The organism is Pseudarthrobacter sp. KH_020_B (genome assembly GCF_057840185.1).
This window is the reverse complement of record NZ_CM174506.1, coordinates 2,338,916-2,355,564: the sequence shown is the minus strand read 5'-3', so window position 1 is coordinate 2,355,564 and position 16,649 is coordinate 2,338,916. Positions and strand designations below refer to the sequence as shown.

The 16,649-nt window shown below is 65.7% G+C and carries 13 protein-coding genes; 6 read left to right on the top strand and 7 right to left on the bottom strand.

Going from position 1 to position 16,649, the window contains the following annotated elements; genetic code table 11:
* Nucleotides 1–72: 72 nt before the first annotated feature.
* Nucleotides 73–858, bottom strand: coding sequence for a trans-aconitate 2-methyltransferase (locus AC3IT0_RS10780; protein WP_489323672.1), 786 nt, complete (start codon nucleotides 856–858; stop codon nucleotides 73–75).
* Nucleotides 859–955: 97 nt separating this feature from the next.
* Between AC3IT0_RS10780 and AC3IT0_RS10775 the strand changes: the two genes are divergently transcribed.
* The 4 genes from AC3IT0_RS10775 (at nucleotide 956) to AC3IT0_RS10760 (ending at nucleotide 6,009) form a co-directional block, all read left to right on the top strand.
* Nucleotides 956–3,502, top strand: coding sequence for a DEAD/DEAH box helicase (locus tag AC3IT0_RS10775; protein ID WP_489323671.1), 2,547 nt, complete (start codon nucleotides 956–958; stop codon nucleotides 3,500–3,502).
* Between the two features lie 112 nt (nucleotides 3,503–3,614).
* The gene (locus AC3IT0_RS10770) at nucleotides 3,615–4,067 is read left to right on the top strand and encodes a CoA transferase (protein ID WP_489323772.1); all 453 of its coding nucleotides are present in this window, start codon (nucleotides 3,615–3,617) and stop codon (nucleotides 4,065–4,067) included.
* Nucleotides 4,068–4,124: 57 nt separating this feature from the next.
* On the top strand, nucleotides 4,125–4,625 hold the full coding sequence (locus tag AC3IT0_RS10765) for a GNAT family N-acetyltransferase (protein ID WP_489323670.1): 501 nt from the start codon (nucleotides 4,125–4,127) through the stop codon (nucleotides 4,623–4,625).
* A 79-nt stretch (nucleotides 4,626–4,704) separates the two neighbouring features.
* On the top strand, nucleotides 4,705–6,009 hold the full coding sequence (locus tag AC3IT0_RS10760; protein ID WP_489323669.1) for an alpha/beta fold hydrolase: 1,305 nt from the start codon (nucleotides 4,705–4,707) through the stop codon (nucleotides 6,007–6,009).
* On the opposite strand, the gene AC3IT0_RS10755 is transcribed toward AC3IT0_RS10760, so the two are convergent.
* The 4 genes from AC3IT0_RS10755 to coaE all read right to left on the bottom strand — a co-directional run bounded on the left by AC3IT0_RS10755 (nucleotide 5,995) and on the right by coaE (nucleotide 12,179).
* Nucleotides 5,995–7,416: an MFS transporter gene (locus AC3IT0_RS10755; RefSeq protein ID WP_489323668.1), complete on the bottom strand. Its 1,422-nt coding sequence runs from the start codon at nucleotides 7,414–7,416 to the stop codon at nucleotides 5,995–5,997. The two genes, AC3IT0_RS10760 and AC3IT0_RS10755, sit on opposite strands and share 15 nt — an antisense overlap.
* 98 nt (nucleotides 7,417–7,514) lie before the next feature.
* On the bottom strand, nucleotides 7,515–8,558 hold the full coding sequence (locus AC3IT0_RS10750; protein WP_489323667.1) for a TerC family protein: 1,044 nt from the start codon (nucleotides 8,556–8,558) through the stop codon (nucleotides 7,515–7,517).
* A 228-nt stretch (nucleotides 8,559–8,786) separates the two neighbouring features.
* Nucleotides 8,787–10,886 (bottom strand): excinuclease ABC subunit UvrB, encoded by a 2,100-nt coding sequence (uvrB, locus tag AC3IT0_RS10745; protein ID WP_489323666.1) that lies wholly within the window; start codon nucleotides 10,884–10,886, stop codon nucleotides 8,787–8,789.
* Between the two features lie 78 nt (nucleotides 10,887–10,964).
* Nucleotides 10,965–12,179: a dephospho-CoA kinase gene (gene coaE, locus AC3IT0_RS10740; RefSeq protein ID WP_489323665.1), complete on the bottom strand. Its 1,215-nt coding sequence runs from the start codon at nucleotides 12,177–12,179 to the stop codon at nucleotides 10,965–10,967.
* A 96-nt stretch (nucleotides 12,180–12,275) separates the two neighbouring features.
* Between coaE and AC3IT0_RS10735 the strand changes: the two genes are divergently transcribed.
* Complete coding sequence (locus AC3IT0_RS10735; protein ID WP_489323664.1) at nucleotides 12,276–12,965, top strand: IMPACT family protein; 690 nt, start codon at nucleotides 12,276–12,278, stop codon at nucleotides 12,963–12,965.
* On the top strand, nucleotides 12,949–13,479 hold the full coding sequence (locus tag AC3IT0_RS10730) for a GNAT family N-acetyltransferase (RefSeq protein WP_489323663.1): 531 nt from the start codon (nucleotides 12,949–12,951) through the stop codon (nucleotides 13,477–13,479). Before AC3IT0_RS10735 ends, AC3IT0_RS10730 begins: the two co-directional genes overlap by 17 nt.
* Nucleotides 13,480–13,599: 120 nt before the next feature.
* Here AC3IT0_RS10730 and rpsA read toward each other — a convergent pair whose 3' ends face one another.
* Both rpsA and AC3IT0_RS10720 read right to left on the bottom strand, forming a co-directional pair.
* Nucleotides 13,600–15,078, bottom strand: a complete 1,479-nt coding sequence (gene rpsA, locus AC3IT0_RS10725) for a 30S ribosomal protein S1 (protein ID WP_489323662.1) — start codon at nucleotides 15,076–15,078, stop codon at nucleotides 13,600–13,602.
* Between the two features lie 235 nt (nucleotides 15,079–15,313).
* Complete coding sequence (locus AC3IT0_RS10720) at nucleotides 15,314–16,603, bottom strand: GNAT family N-acetyltransferase (protein WP_489323771.1); 1,290 nt, start codon at nucleotides 16,601–16,603, stop codon at nucleotides 15,314–15,316.
* Between the last annotated feature and the right edge of the window lie 46 nt (nucleotides 16,604–16,649).

Here is a 16,649-nt window from a genome sequence, read left to right as displayed (position 1 = left end):
GTAACGAGCATCACATCCCTTTTGGTCATAGCCCCATTGCCGGCCATGTAGAGAACCTCAAACGAATGGAGTTTAGGCGCTTGGATGCTTCTGCGCTACGGCAAAGATCCGCCGGAAGGGAAGCACCGTGCCATGGGCCGTTCCTGGGTATGCGGCCCGCAGGGCCGCAGCATACTCGGCTTCAAAGGCGTGCCCGTCCTCGGGCGACAAGGCGGCCACGACCGGGCGTAGCGCCGTGCCGCGCACCCAGTTCAGCACCGGATCCGTCCCGGCGAGGACCTGCTGGTACGTGGTTTCCCAGGCGTCTGCCGTGCAGCCCGCGTCCAGCATGATGCTGAGGTAGTCTGCGGGCTCCCCCACCGATTCTCCACCGCGAAGTACGCCGTCGAGTTGGGGAGACCAGCGTGCCGAGCCTGCAAGTTCCCGCATCAGGGCATGGGACGGGGCATTGAAGTTCCCCGGCACCTGCATGGCGAACCAAGCGCCGGGCTTGAGCGCCGCCAGCCAGCCCGCCAGCATCTCCTGATGCCCCGGCACCCACTGAAGCGCGGCATTGGTGACCACCACGTCGGTTTCAGCCGGGGGTATCCAGGCTGCGATATCAGCCAGCCCGAAGCTGAGGCCCGCATGCCCGGCGGCCTGCGCGGCCGCCTTGTCCAGCATTTCCCTGGACGAATCGAGCCCGACCACGTTCGCTTCCGGCCATCGCCGGGCGAGGGTGGCCGTGAGGTTCCCCGGACCACATCCCAGGTCCACAACATGCTGTGGCCGGTCGGCCTGGATCCGCCCCGTCAGGTCGAAAAAGGGCCGGTCGCGGTAATCGCCGAACTGGACGTACTTTACAGGGTCCCACTTCACAGTTACCTCCATCGCCTGGTGCCGCCTGGCAGTACCGCGAGCCTAACCCGGGCCCGCCCGGATATCCTGCACCGGCTGGGCACTAAGCTGGAAATCAATGAAACTCGTTGACCAGCTGCCTGTCCTGTCCGCCTCAGACCCCTCCGGCGCAGGCATCGACCCGGACGCCCTGTACACCCAATTCCTTGAGTGGACCGAAAGCCGGGGCCTGGAACTGTACGCTGCCCAGGACGAGGCCATCATGGAGCTCGCCACGGGTGCCAACGTCATCCTCGCCACCCCTACGGGCTCCGGCAAGTCACTGGTGGCCATCGCGGCGCATTTCCAGGCCATGGCGCGCGGCCAGCGCAGTTACTACACCGCCCCCATCAAGGCACTGGTCTCGGAGAAGTTCTTTGCCCTGTGCGACATCTTCGGTGCAGAAAACGTCGGCATGATCACCGGTGACTCCGGCGTCAACCAGAACGCGCCGATCATCTGCTGCACGGCAGAAATCCTCGCGAACATCGCCCTCCGCGAAGGGGCCGCCGCCGAACTCGGTGCGGTCATCATGGACGAATTCCATTTCTACTCCGACCCCCAGCGCGGTTGGGCCTGGCAGGTCCCGCTGCTGGAGCTGCCCCAGGCCCAGTTCCTCCTGATGTCCGCCACCCTGGGCGATGTCAGCCGTTTTGAGGCCGGCATCACCGAGCTCACGGGCCGGCCCACCACCACCGTCAGTTCAGCCGAACGCCCCATTCCGCTGCACTACTACTACCACCAGACGCCGGTCCACGAAACGCTTGAGGAACTCCTCTCCACGCGCCAGGTGCCTGTCTACGTGGTGCACTTCAGCCAGATCGAGGCCATTGACCGCGCCCAGACGCTGATGAGCATCAACGTGTGCACCCGCGAGGAGAAGGACAAGATCGCGGAGCTGATCGCGAATTTCCGTTTCGCTGCCGGCTTTGGCAAGACGCTCAACCGGCTGGTCCGGCACGGTATCGGCGTCCATCACGCAGGCATGCTGCCGAAGTACCGGCGGCTGGTGGAACAGCTTGCCCAGGCGGGCCTGCTTAAGGTGATCTGCGGTACGGACACGCTGGGCGTGGGGATCAATGTGCCCATCCGCACCGTCTTGCTCACCGCGCTGAGCAAGTACGACGGCGTCCGCACCCGCCCGCTTAACTCCCGGGAGTTCCACCAAATTGCCGGGAGGGCCGGCCGCGCCGGTTATGACACCGCGGGGACCGTGGTGGTCCAGGCTCCGGAGCACGTAATCGAAAACGTGAAGGCCATGGCCAAGGCCACCGCCAAATTTGGTGATGACCAGAAGAAGCTGCGCCAGGTGGTCAAGAAGAGGCCGCCGGAGGGCTTCGTCTCCTGGGGTGAACCCACCTTCAAGCGCCTCGTGGAGTCTGTGCCGGATCCCCTGACGTCCAGTTTCAGCGTGACGCATTCGGTGCTGATGAACCTGATGGAACGGCCCGGCGACCCCTTCACGGCGACACGCCGGCTGCTGACCGAAAACCACGAGACCCGATCCTCACAGCTGCGGCTGATGAAAAAGGCCCTGGGAATCTACCGCGAACTGCTCGCCGCTGAGGTGGTGGAGCGGATCCCGGCAGAAGAGCAGGGCCATGACGGCAGGACCGTCCGGCTCACCGTCCATCTGCAGGCCAATTTTGCCCTGAACCAGCCGCTCTCGCCGTTTGCGCTGGCGGCGCTTGAGCTCCTTGACCCGGAGTCGCCGTCGTACGCCCTGGACGTGGTGTCCGTGATCGAGGCGACCCTCGAAAAACCCCGCCAGATCCTCTCCGCCCAGCAGAAAAAGGCCCGCGGCGAAGCCATTGCCGCGATGAAGGCTGACGGCATCGAGTACGACCAGCGCATGGCCATGCTGGAGGAAGTCACCTACCCGCAACCGCTCGCGGAACTCCTGGGCGAAGCCTTCGAGGTCTACCGCAAGGCCGCGCCATGGGTGGGCGACTTTGAACTGGCGCCCAAGTCCGTGGTCCGCGACATGTACGAGCGTGCCATGAACTTCGGCGAGTTCGTCCAGTTCTATGGGCTGGCCCGTTCCGAGGGCATTGTGCTGCGCTACCTCGCCGACTGCTTCAAGGCGTTGCGCCAAACGGTGCCGCAGGACATGCTCCGGGAGGACCTTGAGGACCTCATCGCCTGGCTGGGCGAACTGGTGCGGCAGGTGGACTCCAGCCTCCTGGACGAATGGGAGGAGCTGACGTCCGGCGCGATGCCCACCCCGCACGACGCTCCCCCTCCCCCGCCGCCGTCGCTGACGTCCAACATCCGTGCCTTCCGCGTGATGGTCCGCAACGAGATGTTCCGCCGTGTGGAACTGTTCGCGGACGAGGACGCGGCAGCGCTGGGCGAGCTCGACGGCGGCGCGGGCTGGGATGCCGAACGCTGGGAAAACGTCCTGGACGACTACTTCGACGAACACAACGACATCGGCACCGGCCCGGATGCCCGCGGCCCCGGGCTGCTCATGATCACAGAAGAGCCAGGGCTTTGGAAGGTCCGGCAGATTTTCGACGATCCGGCGCGCAACCATGACTGGGGCATCTCCGCGGACGTGGACCTGGCGGCCTCCGACGAGTCCGGAACGGCAGTGGTCCGGGTCACCGACGTCAACCGGCTCTAGGGTCTGACCCCATGGACTCCGTCCCCGACCTGACCGGCAGCCTTCGGGTTTTGGATGCCTTGAAGGCCCAGCCTATGGCTCCCGCCGTCGGCAGGCCCGGCCCGGCCTCGTCATTGTCACCCTCAGCGCCTGGGGCAGCGGCGGCCCTTGGAACGGGCGGCGCGGTTTCGACAGCCTGGTGCAGGCCGCTTGCGGCATTGCCGAACGGTATGGCCGCACGACTGATGACGGGTGGAAGCCTGGGGCGCTGCCCGTGCAGGTGCTGGATCATGCCACCGGATATGGCCTGGCGGCGGCAGCAATAGCCTTGCTGGCCGAACGGCTCCGAAGCGGACGTGGCGGAGCGGCCCGGCTTTCCTTGGCCCGCACCGCTGAAGAATTGTTCCAGCTCCCCGCGGCGGCCAGCCAGGGTGGTTCCCTGCCTGAACCGGACTTCCTGGTGATGGACAGCCCTTACGGCCGCCTGCGATACGTTGGGCCGCCCATCCTGGCGGACGGCGTGCCGCTGGAGTACAGCAAGGGACCCGTCCGCTACGGGACCTCGCCGCTTCGCTGGCAGGACTGATCCTGGCAGCTCGGATCCTGGCAGGAGGGACCGCGGCGCCGCTAGTAAACTCGGACCATGAGTGTAATCCGCCCCGCCACGCGGCAAGACGTCCCCGCCATCCTGCAGATGATCCACGACCTGGCCATCTATGAGAAGGAACCGGACGCGGTCCGCAACACCCCGGAAATGCTGGCGGAGGTCCTGTTCGGCGAGAATCCCCGTGTATTTGCCACGATGGCTGAGAACAGCGCGGGCGAGGTCCAGGGGTTCGCGCTCTGGTTCCTGAACTACTCCACGTGGGAGGGCGTCCACGGCATCTACCTGGAAGACCTCTACGTCAGCCCGCAGGCCCGCGGCGAGGGCCACGGCAAGGCGCTCCTGCAGCACCTGGCCGCCACCGCCGTCGAGAACGGCTACGCCCGGGTTGAGTGGAGCGTCCTGGACTGGAACGAACCGTCCATCAACTTTTACCGCAGCCTCGGCGCCCGCCCCCTGGATGGCTGGTCCACGTTCCGACTGACGGGCGACGCGCTGCAGAGCTTTGGCACCACAACGGCAGTGTCCATCCGTGGCTGAGCGGGACGCTTCGCCTCACACGACGCAAACGCGGACCCCTGTCCCGCATTTTGTGAAGGCGCGGCACGAATTCCGGGGCATGCGCACCGCCGAGCACTACTTCACCGTTCCCTTGGACCACTTCGCGCCGGAGAGCGGTGACACCGCGGGCGAGACCATCACCGTTTTCGCCCGTGAGTACGTCTCCTCGGCCCACACCCCGGCTGAAGCCGAAGAGCTTCCCTGGCTGCTGTTCCTGCAGGGCGGGCCGGGCGGCCGCGGCAACCGGCTGGCTTCGCTGAACGGCTGGAGCAAGGCGGCGGCCCGGGACTTCCGGATCCTGGTGCTGGACCAGCGCGGCACCGGGCTTTCGACGCCCATTGACCGGAACACGCTGCCGGCGCGTGGAACGGCCGAGGCACAGGCTGCGTACCTGGAGCATTTCCGTGCGGATTCCATCGTGGCCGACGCGGAGCTTATCCGGGCGGCGCTCGGCTCCGGCCCTTGGAGCATCTACGGGCAAAGCTACGGCGGATTCTGCGCGCTGACGTACCTGTCCTTTGCCCCGGAAGGGCTCAAGGAAGCCCTCATCACTGGCGGGCTGGCGCCGCTGGCCGGCCACGCCGACGACGTCTACCGCGCCACGTTCGCGCGGGTTGCGGCCCGCAACACTGAGTACTTCAGCTGGTATCCGGAGGACCGCCGGACAGTGAACGCGATCGCCTCGCACCTCCGGGAGACCGAGGAGTTCCTTCCCGACGGCGGCCGGCTCACGGTGGAACGGTTCCAGATGGTTGGCTCGTTCCTGGGCGGAAACACGCGGGTGGATGGCCTGCACTACCTGCTGGAGGACGCCTTTACCGTGACGCCACACAGGAACAGGCTCTCCGATGCCTTCCTGGAGCAGGTCCAGGGCATCGTGTCCCGCCTGGCGAACCCGCTCTATGCCTTGCTGCATGAGTCCATCTACGGGCAGGGACAGGCCACCGACTGGGCCGCCTGGCGTGTGCTGCAGGAAAATCCGGCATTCCGCCCGGCGGCGGAACCGCTGCTGCTGACCGGCGAGATGGTGTACCCGTGGTACTTCGAGCAGGATGCCGCATTGGCGCCGCTGCGGCAGGTGGCCCAATTGCTGGCCATTAAGGCTGACTGGAAGCCGCTGTATGACCACACGCAACTGGCCGCGAACGGCGTGCCGGTCGCCGCCGCGGTTTACCGGGACGATATATACGTGGACCGCAATCTGTCCCTGGAAACGGCGGCTGCAGTTCGCGGACTCCAGGTCTGGGAGACCGCCGACTTCCACCACGACGGCATAGCCGACGACGGCGAGGCCATTTTCGGGCGGCTGCTGGGCATGGTGCGCTCGGTTCCGGGCTCAGCCGGCAGCTCATCCGCCTGCTGAGCCGTTGGCTGTGCCGGCGGCGGGGTTGCGGCGACGCGCCGTCACAAGGACCACGACGGCGGCGGTCAGCACAGCAGCTCCCACCAGGCCGCCCGCCACGTTCAGTCCCAGGTAGCCGGCCCAGCTGAGGATAAGGCCGGAGGTGGCCCCGCCGACCGCACCGGCGGCGCCCATCAGCATGTCTGACACGCCCTGGACCACCACACGGGACTCCTGGTTAACGCTCTCCGCCAGCAGCGTGGAGCCGGAAATGGTGGCCGCAGACCAGCCCATGCCCAGCAGGACAAGTCCCACGGCCACCGCCACGGTGGACGTCTGGCCAAACCCTGCGACGGCGACGGCGGCGATCAGCGTGGCGAAGCCGATCATGATGGTCTCAGTCCTGCCTGCCTTGTCCGTCAGCCAGCCCATGACCGGCGACAACGCGAACATGCCGGCGATGTGCAGGGAGATGGTAAAGCCGATGATCACCAGGACATCGCCGGAGGCGGCGTGGCCAGCATGGGCGGCACCCGGACCGGCCACGAGTTCCTGCAAATGCAGCGGGGTCATGGACATCACGCCGACCATCACGGCGTGCGCTCCGACGACTGCGGCAAGCGCCAGCCAGGACGCCCTGGACTGGCGGATTGCCCGCAGTCCGCGGACGAGTGATCCCCCGCCTGCGTTGCGCGCGGTGGTGCCTTGCTGATTGGCCGTGCTTGGCGGCGTGCCCTGCAGCTTTCCGCCAGCCGGCTGGACGAGGGGTTGCAGCGCGGCGGGTTCCTGGGCGGCGATTTCCCGGGCGAGCAGGAGCGGGTCGGGCCGGAGGCCGGCAAAGAGCAGCACGATTGCCAGCAGGAGTCCGGCCGCGGAGATCACGAACGGTCCGGCGACGGGCGGCAGACCAAGTGCCAGGCCCACAACGGTGCCAGGTTGGATGAGGTTGGGTCCCGCCACGGCGCCGACCGTCACGGCCCACACGACTGCGGAAAGCGCCCTGCCGCGGTGTTCAGCGTCCGCAAGGTCGACGGCGGCAAAGCGTGCCTGCAGGCTGGCTGCGGTACCCACCCCGATGCCCACCGCCCCCAGCACCAGCAGGACAAACAAGCCGGACACGACCGAAAGCACTATCAGCACGGTGCCTGCCAGCGCGGCGGAAAGCCCCGTGACCTGGCCCGACCGGCGGCCCCGACGATCCGCCAGCGAAGCCAAGGGCAGGGCTGCCAGGGCGGCACCCAATGTCATAACCGTGGCCACGGCACCTGCCCAGGCGCTGGAACCTGAAAGTTCCACAGCCAGGATGGACCCAATGGAAACCGTGGCTCCGGTGCCGATACCACCGAAAACCTGGGCCGCGCTCAGCAGCACCACGGTGCGCCGTTGCACCTGGTGCACTCCCATTTCCGTGATCAGGGTGCGGGCCATGGTCCGAGCATAGTCCTCGGCTGACCGGTGCTACAGAGGGTAATTAAAGCCAGCAATCCCGGCCGCACGGCGACCGGGATTGCTGGAACGTGCATTGACTAGGGTGCCTGCTCGGCGTCGCTGAGGCTCCTGCTCTTCTTGGCGTCTTCCTCGAGGCGCGGATCCAGATGAGCCGTCTTTGCCTTGGAGCTCAGGAGGCTGGCAATCACGGCAACGATGATGGTGCCCACGATGACGGCCAGGGAGACGAATGTCGGAATCTCCGGTGCCCATTCAATGTGGTTACCGCCGTTGATGAAGGGCAGTTCATTCACGTGCATGGCATGGAGCACCAGCTTCACGCCGATGAACGCCAGGATGAAGGACAGCGCGTGCTTCAGGTAGATCAGGCGGTTCATCAGGCCACCCAGCAGGAAGTACAGCTGGCGCAGGCCCATCAGGGCGAACAGGTTGGCGGTGAAGACGATGAACGGGCTCTGCGTCAGGCCGAAGATCGCGGGAATCGAGTCCACTGCGAAGAGGAGGTCGGTGAGGCCGATGGTGATGAACACAATCAGCATCGGGGTGAAGATCTTCTTGCCGTCCACCGTGGTGCGCAGCTTGCCGCCGTCGAACTTCTCCGACATGGGGATGACCTTGCGGATCCGGGCGATGAGCGGGTTTTCCTTGTCCTCTTCGTCCTCACCTTCGTCCTGGGCCTGCTTCCAGGCGGTCCAGAGCAGGAAGGCGCCAAAGATGTAGAACACCCAGCTGAACTGCTCGATCACGATGGCGCCGAGGAGGATGAAGATGCCGCGCAGGATCAGGGCGATGATGATGCCCACCATCAGGACTTCCTGCTGGTACTTACGGGGCACGGAGAAGCGGGCCATGATGATGATGAAGACAAACAGGTTGTCGATGCTGAGGCTGTATTCAGTGACCCAGCCGGCCACGAACTGGCCGCCGAACTCGGCACCGGTAAAGAAGAACATGGCCCCGGCGAACAGCAGGGCGAGGGAGACGTAGAACGCAACCCACAGGCCGGCTTCCTTCATGGAAGGTTCATGGGGACGCCGGACGACCAGCAGAAGGTCAATGAGAAGGATCAGGCCAAGGACGACAAGTGAGCCGACCTCGAACCACACGGGTAATTCGGGCACAGGTTAGCCTTTCGCAGGGTGCAGAGAAATGGTGTAAGTCTCTCCGGCCAGCCTGTGCACTTGGTGCTGAAATGGCGGCCCGCTACGCCCGGCCAGGCGACTGTGCCTGGCGTGTTGACGATCGTAGCGCTCGGGATACTCCCCTACGTGACGTTAACTGTACAGCAGGCGCGTCTGCACTCGGGAACATGTCCCGACTGCTACGTCCCCTCGCCGCCAGGGCGTGGCCTAGGCGTGGCCGGCCGCCTGCATCTGGCGAAGTTCCTTCTTAAGGTCACTGACCTCGTCCCGGATCCTCGCCGCTACCTCGAACTGCAGCTCGGCGGCGGCGCCGTGCATCTGTTCGGTCAGCTGCTCGATGAGGCCCACGAGGTCTTCCGCCGGTGCCGCGGCGAGGCCGTCCTTGCGAACCTGCGCCGCGCCCTTGGCCGCAGACTTGCCCCGCTTGGCGCCCTTGGCCAGCCGGTTGTTGCTGAGCAGCTCCTGGGTATCGGCGTCTTCCTTCGCCAGCTGGTCGGTGATGTCGGCGATCTTCTTCCGTAGCGGCTGCGGATCAATGCCCTTTTCCGTGTTGTAGGCCACCTGGATGGCGCGGCGCCGGTTCGTCTCATCAATGGCGTGCGCCATGGAGTCCGTGATGCGGTCCGCATACATGTGGACCTGGCCGGACACGTTGCGGGCCGCGCGGCCGATGGTCTGGATCAGCGAAGTCGCTGAGCGCAGGAAGCCTTCCTTGTCAGCGTCCAGGATGCTCACCAGCGAGACCTCGGGCAGGTCGAGGCCTTCCCTGAGCAGGTTGATGCCCACCAGGACGTCGAAGCTGCCCATCCGGAGTTCCCGAAGCAACTCAACGCGGCGGAGCGTGTCCACGTCCGAGTGCAGGTATTCGACCTTGATGCCGTGGCCCAGCAGGTAGTCCGTGAGGTCCTCCGCCATCCGCTTGGTGAGTGTGGTGACCAGGATGCGTTCGTTCTTTGCAGTGCGGGTCTTGATCTCGCCGAGGAGGTCATCGATCTGGCCCTTGGTGGGCTTGACCACCACCTCGGGGTCGATCAGGCCCGTGGGCCGGATGATCTGCTGCACAAAGCCGTCAGCCTTGCCGAGCTCGTACTTGCCGGGGGTGGCCGACAGGTAGACCGTCTGGCCCACGCGTTCGAGGAATTCGTCCCATTTGAGCGGTCGGTTGTCCATGGCCGACGGCAGGCGGAAGCCGAAGTCCACGAGGTTCCGCTTCCGGGACATGTCGCCCTCGTACATGGCACCGATCTGCGGCACGGTGACGTGGGATTCGTCGATCACCAGCAGGAAGTCGTCCGGGAAGTAGTCGATGAGGCAGTGCGGAGCGGTCCCGCGGGCGCGGCCGTCAATGTGCGACGAGTAGTTTTCGATGCCGTTGCAGAAACCCATCTGCTGCATCATTTCAAGGTCGTAGGTGGTGCGCATCCGGAGGCGCTGGGCTTCTACCAGCTTGTTCTGGCTTTCCAGGACCTGCAGCCGCTCGGCGAGTTCATCCTCGATCCGCTTGATGGCCCGGGCCATCCGCTCGGGACCGGCCACATAGTGCGAGGCTGGGAAGACGTACATTTCCTCTTCGTCCCGGATCATCTCGCCGGTCAGCGGATGGAGAGTGTGGATGTTCTCAATCTCGTCTCCGAAGAATTCGATCCGGATAGCCAGTTCCTCGTACATCGGGATGATTTCCACGGTGTCGCCGCGGACCCGGAACGTGCCGCGGTGGAAGTCCATGTCGTTGCGCGCGTACTGCATGGCGACGAATTTCCGGAGCAGGTCGTCACGGTTCATCTGCGCCCCCTTGCGGAGCGTCACCATGCCGGCAATGTACTCTTCCGGCGTGCCCAGGCCGTAGATGCAGGACACCGTGGCGACGACGATGACGTCGCGGCGGGTCAGCAGGGCGTTGGTGGCGGAGTGGCGGAGCCGTTCGACTTCCTCGTTGATGGAGGAGTCCTTTTCGATGAAGGTGTCCGTCTGCGCTACATAGGCCTCAGGCTGGTAGTAGTCGTAGTAAGAGACGAAGTACTCCACCGCGTTGTTGGGCAGGAGCTCGCGGAATTCGTTGGCGAGCTGGGCGGCGAGTGTCTTGTTCTGCACCATCACCAGGGTGGGCCGCTGGATCTGTTCGATGAGCCAGGCCGTGGTGGCGCTCTTACCGGTACCGGTGGCACCCAGCAGGACAACGTCCTTTTCGCCGTTCCTGATCCGCTCCGTCAGCTCGGTGATGGCCGCGGGCTGGTCCCCTGCCGGCTGGAACTCGCTGATGACTTCAAACGGAGCGACGACGCGGTTGATCTCCTGGGCAAGGCTCATGCTTCTAATCTACAACCGGGGACCGACAGTGGCAGCCGATCAGTTACCGGCGAACAACCCGCCACAGGGGCAGGGAGTTCAGGGGATGTACGACGGCGGCTGCCAGCCTGTGCGCGTGGCCCAGCCGTCCATACGCGGCCAGGCGACGTCCGTGAACCACGGCTCCTTCGCCTCCGCGTAGGCGTGGGTACCCTTGGTGCCGGCAAACTGTTCGGTCAAGGCGCGTTTATGATCCTCATACAAGGCGGCGGCTTCCGGGTCGTTCCTGAGCCAGTCGCGGAAGAGCAGCGCATAACGCCAGCCGGACGATCCGGCTGGACGGACGTGCACGTTCACGGGGCGGCCAGGATCCGCGTTGGCGTGGAAGCGTTTCTGCCACTGCGACGGGTCCGGATCCGTCGGTTTCGGAGTGTCGAAACCCACCCCCGGGACGGAGGGGAAGCCAACTGCCGCCAGCAGCGGCGCGATCCGGTCCGCGGCGTTGAGGTCCGACACCGTGACCTGGAGGTCAATGACGTCCTTGGCTGCCAGGCCAGGCACGGCGGTGGAGCCAATATGGTCAACGGCCAGGATGTCATCCGGTGCCGCGGCGGTGATCCGGGATCCGAGCCGTGCAGCGTGGGGCGCCCAATCTTCCTTCGGCGCAGACAAGACTGCGGTGCCGGTCCTGGCCGCCCTGACACCGCGGCCGATATTTTTCGCGTACGGGACCAGCCGCTCCGTCCACAGCCGGTCCACCTGCGCCGTCACATCCGCAAGCGATCCGGAGTTGTCCAGCACGACGTCGGCAGCGGCCAGCCGCTCCTCGCGGGAAGCCTGGGCAGCCATGCGTGACCGGGCGTCCTCGGCCGTCATGCCGCGGTGTTCGAGCATCCGGGCGATCCTGACGTCGTCGTCTGCGTCCACCACAAGGACCAGATGGAAGCCGCTGCCCTGGCCGGTTTCCACCAGCAGCGGAATGTCCTGGACCACAATGGCGCCGGCCGGGGCTGTTGCCATGATGCCGGCCGCGGCGTCCCGGACCAGCGGGTGGACAATACCGTTGAGGACGGCCAGCTGCGAGGGATTGCCGAACACCACGGAACCCAGCCTGGCCCGATCCAGCTGGCCGCCGGCGTCGAGCATGTCCGGTCCAAAGGCTTCCACCACCCGGGCGAGCCCCGGCTTTCCCGGCTCAACCACGTCCCGGGCCAGCGCGTCTGCGTCCACCACCACGGCGCCGAGCTCGGCGAGCCGTGAGGCAACCACTGACTTCCCTGAGGCGATGCCGCCCGTCAATCCGATCTTCAGCACCCCACCACCCTACTAGTCCCCACCGCCCCCCTCGCCTCGCTCCGCTCGGCCAGGGAACCCCGGCGGCGTGGGCCCATGCCCCGCTAGACTTGGGCGGTGCAAGAGCAAGAGAGCCGGGCCACCGCCTACACCACGCTCGCGTTGGGGCCGGAGTTCCGGCACGAGCTCGAGATCAAACGCTCCCGGTTCATCACGGTGCTGCGCCGCGCCGACAACGAGGACACTGCACGGGATCTCGTGGCCGCCCTGCGCCGCGAGTTCCACGATGCCCGCCACCACTGCTCGGCGTTCGTCCTGGGGCCGGACCGGGAGATCCAGCGCTCCAATGACGACGGCGAGCCCTCCGGCACGGCCGGCATCCCCATGCTGGAGGCCATCGTCAAGAGGGAAACAGCACCGGGGGTGACGGACCTCAGCGACGTGAGCGCCGTCGTCGTCCGATATTTCGGCGGCGTCCTGCTGGGTGCGGGCGGCCTGGTGCGTGCGTATTCCGAGTCGGTGTCCGCGGCCCTGGAACGGGCCCCGCTGGTCCGCCGGAGCCGGCTGCGGATCTGTTCGGCATCCGTGCCTCATGCCGCTGCCGGACGGCTGGAGAACGATCTTCGGGCAGCGGGGTTTGTGATGGCGGAAACCACATATGGAGCACAGGACACGGTCCTTCGACTGGCCGTGCCTGACAATGCTGCGGATATCGCTGCCGCCGGCGAACGCGTGTTGTCGCTCACCGCCGGGAGGACCGGGCTCACAATCTCTGGAACGGAGTGGATCGATGTCCCGCTCCCCTGACGTCCGGCTGTCGGATGTCGACGAACCCATGCTGGAGCGGCTGCTGGACCTGGCGCAGCTCGACGCATCCGCGGACGAAGTCACACCGCCCCTTGGCGACGGGACGGGCTGGAACGCGGAACGCATCGACTGGTTCCGCACTTACCACCGGGCTGCAGCCGCGGGACTGGACGGCCCGGCCTCGGAAAAGAGCTGGGCGGTGCTCTGCGACGGCAGCCCGGCGGGCTCGATCAGGCTCAAGCGGACGGACCCGGAAACGGCCACCCTGGGTTCCGACACTGCCGAGACCGGCATCTGGCTGGGCCGGAGCTACCGCGGCCGCGGTGTCGGTGGCGCCGCGTTGTGGCTGGTACTGGCCGAAGCCCGCCGCGCTGGGCTGCACCAGGTGGTGGCCAACACGACGGCAGGCAACAGCGGCGCCCAGCGGCTCCTCACCGCGGCGGGTGCAGTCCTGACGCACGACGACGACGGCGCATTGAGTGCCGTCGTCGTACTCTCAACTAACTCGCAGTAGACGCACCGAAACGCTCGTTTGGGAGCGTTAAGTGCCGGTCAGATGGCCGTTAAACACAGCGGGCCCCTGCATTCGCAGGGGCCCGCTGTGTTGGCCCGGGAAGCCCCGGGCCGGTGGCGACTAGTTGCCGGTCAGCTTTTCGCGCAGAGCAGCAAGAGCCTCGTCGGATGCAAGCGTGCCTGCACCGGCGCTGGACTCAGCAGCAGGCTCCGAGGAGTAGCTGGTGGTGCCGGAATCGCTCTCACCGGACGTTGCAGCTGCAGCGTCGTCGGCAGCGTGCTGGGCAACCTGCTTCTTGTGGGCTTCCCAGCGGGTCTGGGCGTCAGCGTACTGCTGCTCCCAGGCGGCGCGCTGGTTCTCGTAGCCTTCAAGCCACTCGTTGGACTCCGGGTCGAAGCCCTCCGGGTACTTGTAGTTGCCCTCTTCGTCGTACTCAGCGGCCATGCCGTAGAGAGCCGGATCGAATTCGGTGCTTTCGGCGTCAACGCCCTCGTTAGCCTGCTTGAGGGAGAGGGAGATACGGCGGCGCTCGAGGTCGATGTCGATGACCTTGACGAACAGCTCGTCGCCAACGGAGACGACCTGCTCAGCCAGCTCCACGTGGCGGACGGCCAGTTCGGAGATGTGCACGAGGCCTTCGATGCCGTCTTCGACGCGTACGAACGCACCGAACGGAACGAGCTTGGTGACCTTACCCGGAACAACCTGCCCGAGGGCGTGGGTGCGGGCGAAGGTCTGCCACGGATCTTCCTGCGTAGCCTTGAGCGACAGGGAAACACGCTCGCGGTCCAGGTCGACCTCGAGAACCTCGACGGTGACTTCCTGGCCGACTTCGACAACCTCGGACGGGTGGTCGATGTGCTTCCAGGACAGCTCGGAAACGTGAACGAGGCCGTCTACGCCGCCCAGGTCCACGAATGCACCGAAGTTGACGATGGAGGAAACGACGCCGGGACGGACCTGGCCCTTTTCCAGCTTGTTGAGGAACGTGGAGCGGACCTCGGACTGGGTCTGCTCGAGCCATGCACGGCGGGACAGCACAACGTTGTTGCGGTTCTTGTCCAGCTCGATGATTTTGGCTTCGATCTTCTGACCGATGTACGGAGCGAGGTCGCGCACACGGCGCATCTCGACGAGGGATGCGGGCAGGAAGCCGCGCAGACCGATGTCGAGGATAAGACCACCCTTGACAACCTCGATGACGGTACCGGTGACGACACCGTCTTCTTCCTTGACCTTCTCGATGTCGCCCCAGGCGCGCTCGTACTGAGCCCGCTTCTTGGAGAGGATCAGGCGGCCTTCTTTGTCTTCCTTGGTGAGCACCAGGGCTTCGACGAGATCGCCAACGGAGACAACGTCTCCGGGATCAACGTCGTGCTTGATGGACAGCTCGCGGGAGGGGATGACACCTTCGGTCTTGTAACCGATGTCGAGCAGAACTTCATCGCGGTCGACCTTGACGACGGTACCTTCGACAAGGTCTCCGTCGTTGAAGTACTTGATGGTGGCGTCGACTGCGGCGAGGAAGTCCTCAGCGGTACCGATGTCGTTAATGGCGACTACGGGGGTACCGGGCTTCTCGGTGGAGGTGATGGTCATGTAGTAGGGGCTCCGTTGTGGATAGTTAGTCGGTCAGGCAAACCGCCGCGCCCGCGTTATGGAACGCAGGCGCAGGTCTTCGGGCGATCGCTGGGATCTTCCGGGTCATCCTGATTTGTGGATTTTAGAAACGTGCACGTAGTACGCGCCCACTCATTCTAGTCGCAGCGGCCAACACGGGTCAAAGCGCATGGCAATGACCGGCCCTGGCCGAGCGAGCCTGCAATGCCGCGGCTCAGAAGTGCGTGAGGCAGTGCGTGGCGCGTTCCACCGCGAACATCCCCCGCGCCCGGAGCGCCGCGCCCTGGGTGTGTTCACGGATCCGGCCCGCCGCCGCCAGCGTCACCGGGCTGACGGCGCCGAGGTAGATGGATGACAGCGCCGAGACATCCAGCGTCAGGTCCGGATCGTGCGCAGCTTCCAGGCGCACGACGGCGGCCTCGCGGCCGCTGACTTCCACGGCAAACGTTCCAGCCGTGAGGCCAAGCGGATCCTGCACCTCAAGCACAAGCCTTCCATCCACCGGGTAATGCCGCGCTTCAAGTGCCTGGGCCACGTCCAGGATGCGGAGCCAGAGCATGTCCCGGCTGTCCGAGGAGTCGATGCAGCGGGGATCGGCAAGTGCCCACGTGAGCGGGTCATCCAGCGGTGCTTCCTCCCACGTGACACGCTCCACGAGGTCGATGGCGGCGAGGAACTGCCAGAGCTCCAGGTAGGCCTCATGAGTAGCCGCCACGAGGTCCACCACGTGCATGGTGTAGGGCTCGGTGTCCCAGCCAAGGAATTTGTAGGAGACATAGCCGTCCACGGCGCCGTCGGGGCTGTAGTGCAGGGCCACTTTGATGGCGGGATCTTCCTTGCCGTCGCGGCCCAAGGACCCTGAGGCCAGCTGGCGGTACCAGTCCTGGCGGCCGATCGATCCCGGGGTCAGGCGGTGCACGCGGTCAAAGACTTCCGGCGCCAGGTCCAGCAGCACGCGCGGGTCCGCGACGTCCACGGTGCCAACCGAGTTGTGGTTGAGGCGGAACCGGGCGGTGGTGTCCACCTTGACGTTGCGTTCGAAGCTGGCCACCCCGTAGCCGAAGCGGCCGTAGATGGATCCCTCCGACGCCGTCAGGGCTGCCACGGCCAGGCCATCACCCCTCGCCATGGCCAGGTCCTCGGACATCATCCGGCGCAGCAGGCCACGCCGGCGGTGCGAGGTCCGGACCGTCACCGCGGTGACCAGCTGGGTTTCCAGCAGCCGGCCGAAGCCGATGTTGAGCGTTTTGCGCAGGGTGCCGAAGGTTGCCACCGGTACGTCTGCGGGGAGCGACCCCGGCGCGACTTCCCGCGTCTGGTAGGCGCCGGTGAAGATCCGCCGGTCAGCTGCGTAGGTCTCCAGTGACTTCGCAATATGCTCCGGCGTCCGCGTGGATTCGTGGAAGCCAAAGGCCACCGCCTTCACCCATGATTCGGCATCGGGATAACCCGCCTCGCCCTTGGAAGCCGCTGGGAAACGCCGGATTTCATAGTCATCACTCAGTTCAGCCACACCGCCGAGCCTAACCAATGAATCCGGCGCCTGGCCA

Bases quoted from the DNA above. Each gene is read 5' to 3' on its own strand.
- AC3IT0_RS10775 (WP_489323671.1), top strand. From the start codon at position 956: ATGAAACTCGTTGACCAGCTGCCTGTCCTGTCCGCCTCAGACCCCTCC.
- AC3IT0_RS10765 (WP_489323670.1), top strand. From the start codon at position 4,125: ATGAGTGTAATCCGCCCCGCCACGCGGCAAGACGTCCCCGCCATCCTG.
- AC3IT0_RS10760 (WP_489323669.1), top strand. From the start codon at position 4,705: ATGCGCACCGCCGAGCACTACTTCACCGTTCCCTTGGACCACTTCGCG.
- AC3IT0_RS10755 (WP_489323668.1), bottom strand. From the start codon at position 7,416: ATGGCCCGCACCCTGATCACGGAAATGGGAGTGCACCAGGTGCAACGG.
- uvrB (WP_489323666.1), bottom strand. From the start codon at position 10,886: ATGAGCCTTGCCCAGGAGATCAACCGCGTCGTCGCTCCGTTTGAAGTC.
- AC3IT0_RS10730 (WP_489323663.1), top strand. From the start codon at position 12,949: ATGTCCCGCTCCCCTGACGTCCGGCTGTCGGATGTCGACGAACCCATG.
- rpsA (WP_489323662.1), bottom strand. From the start codon at position 15,078: ATGACCATCACCTCCACCGAGAAGCCCGGTACCCCCGTAGTCGCCATT.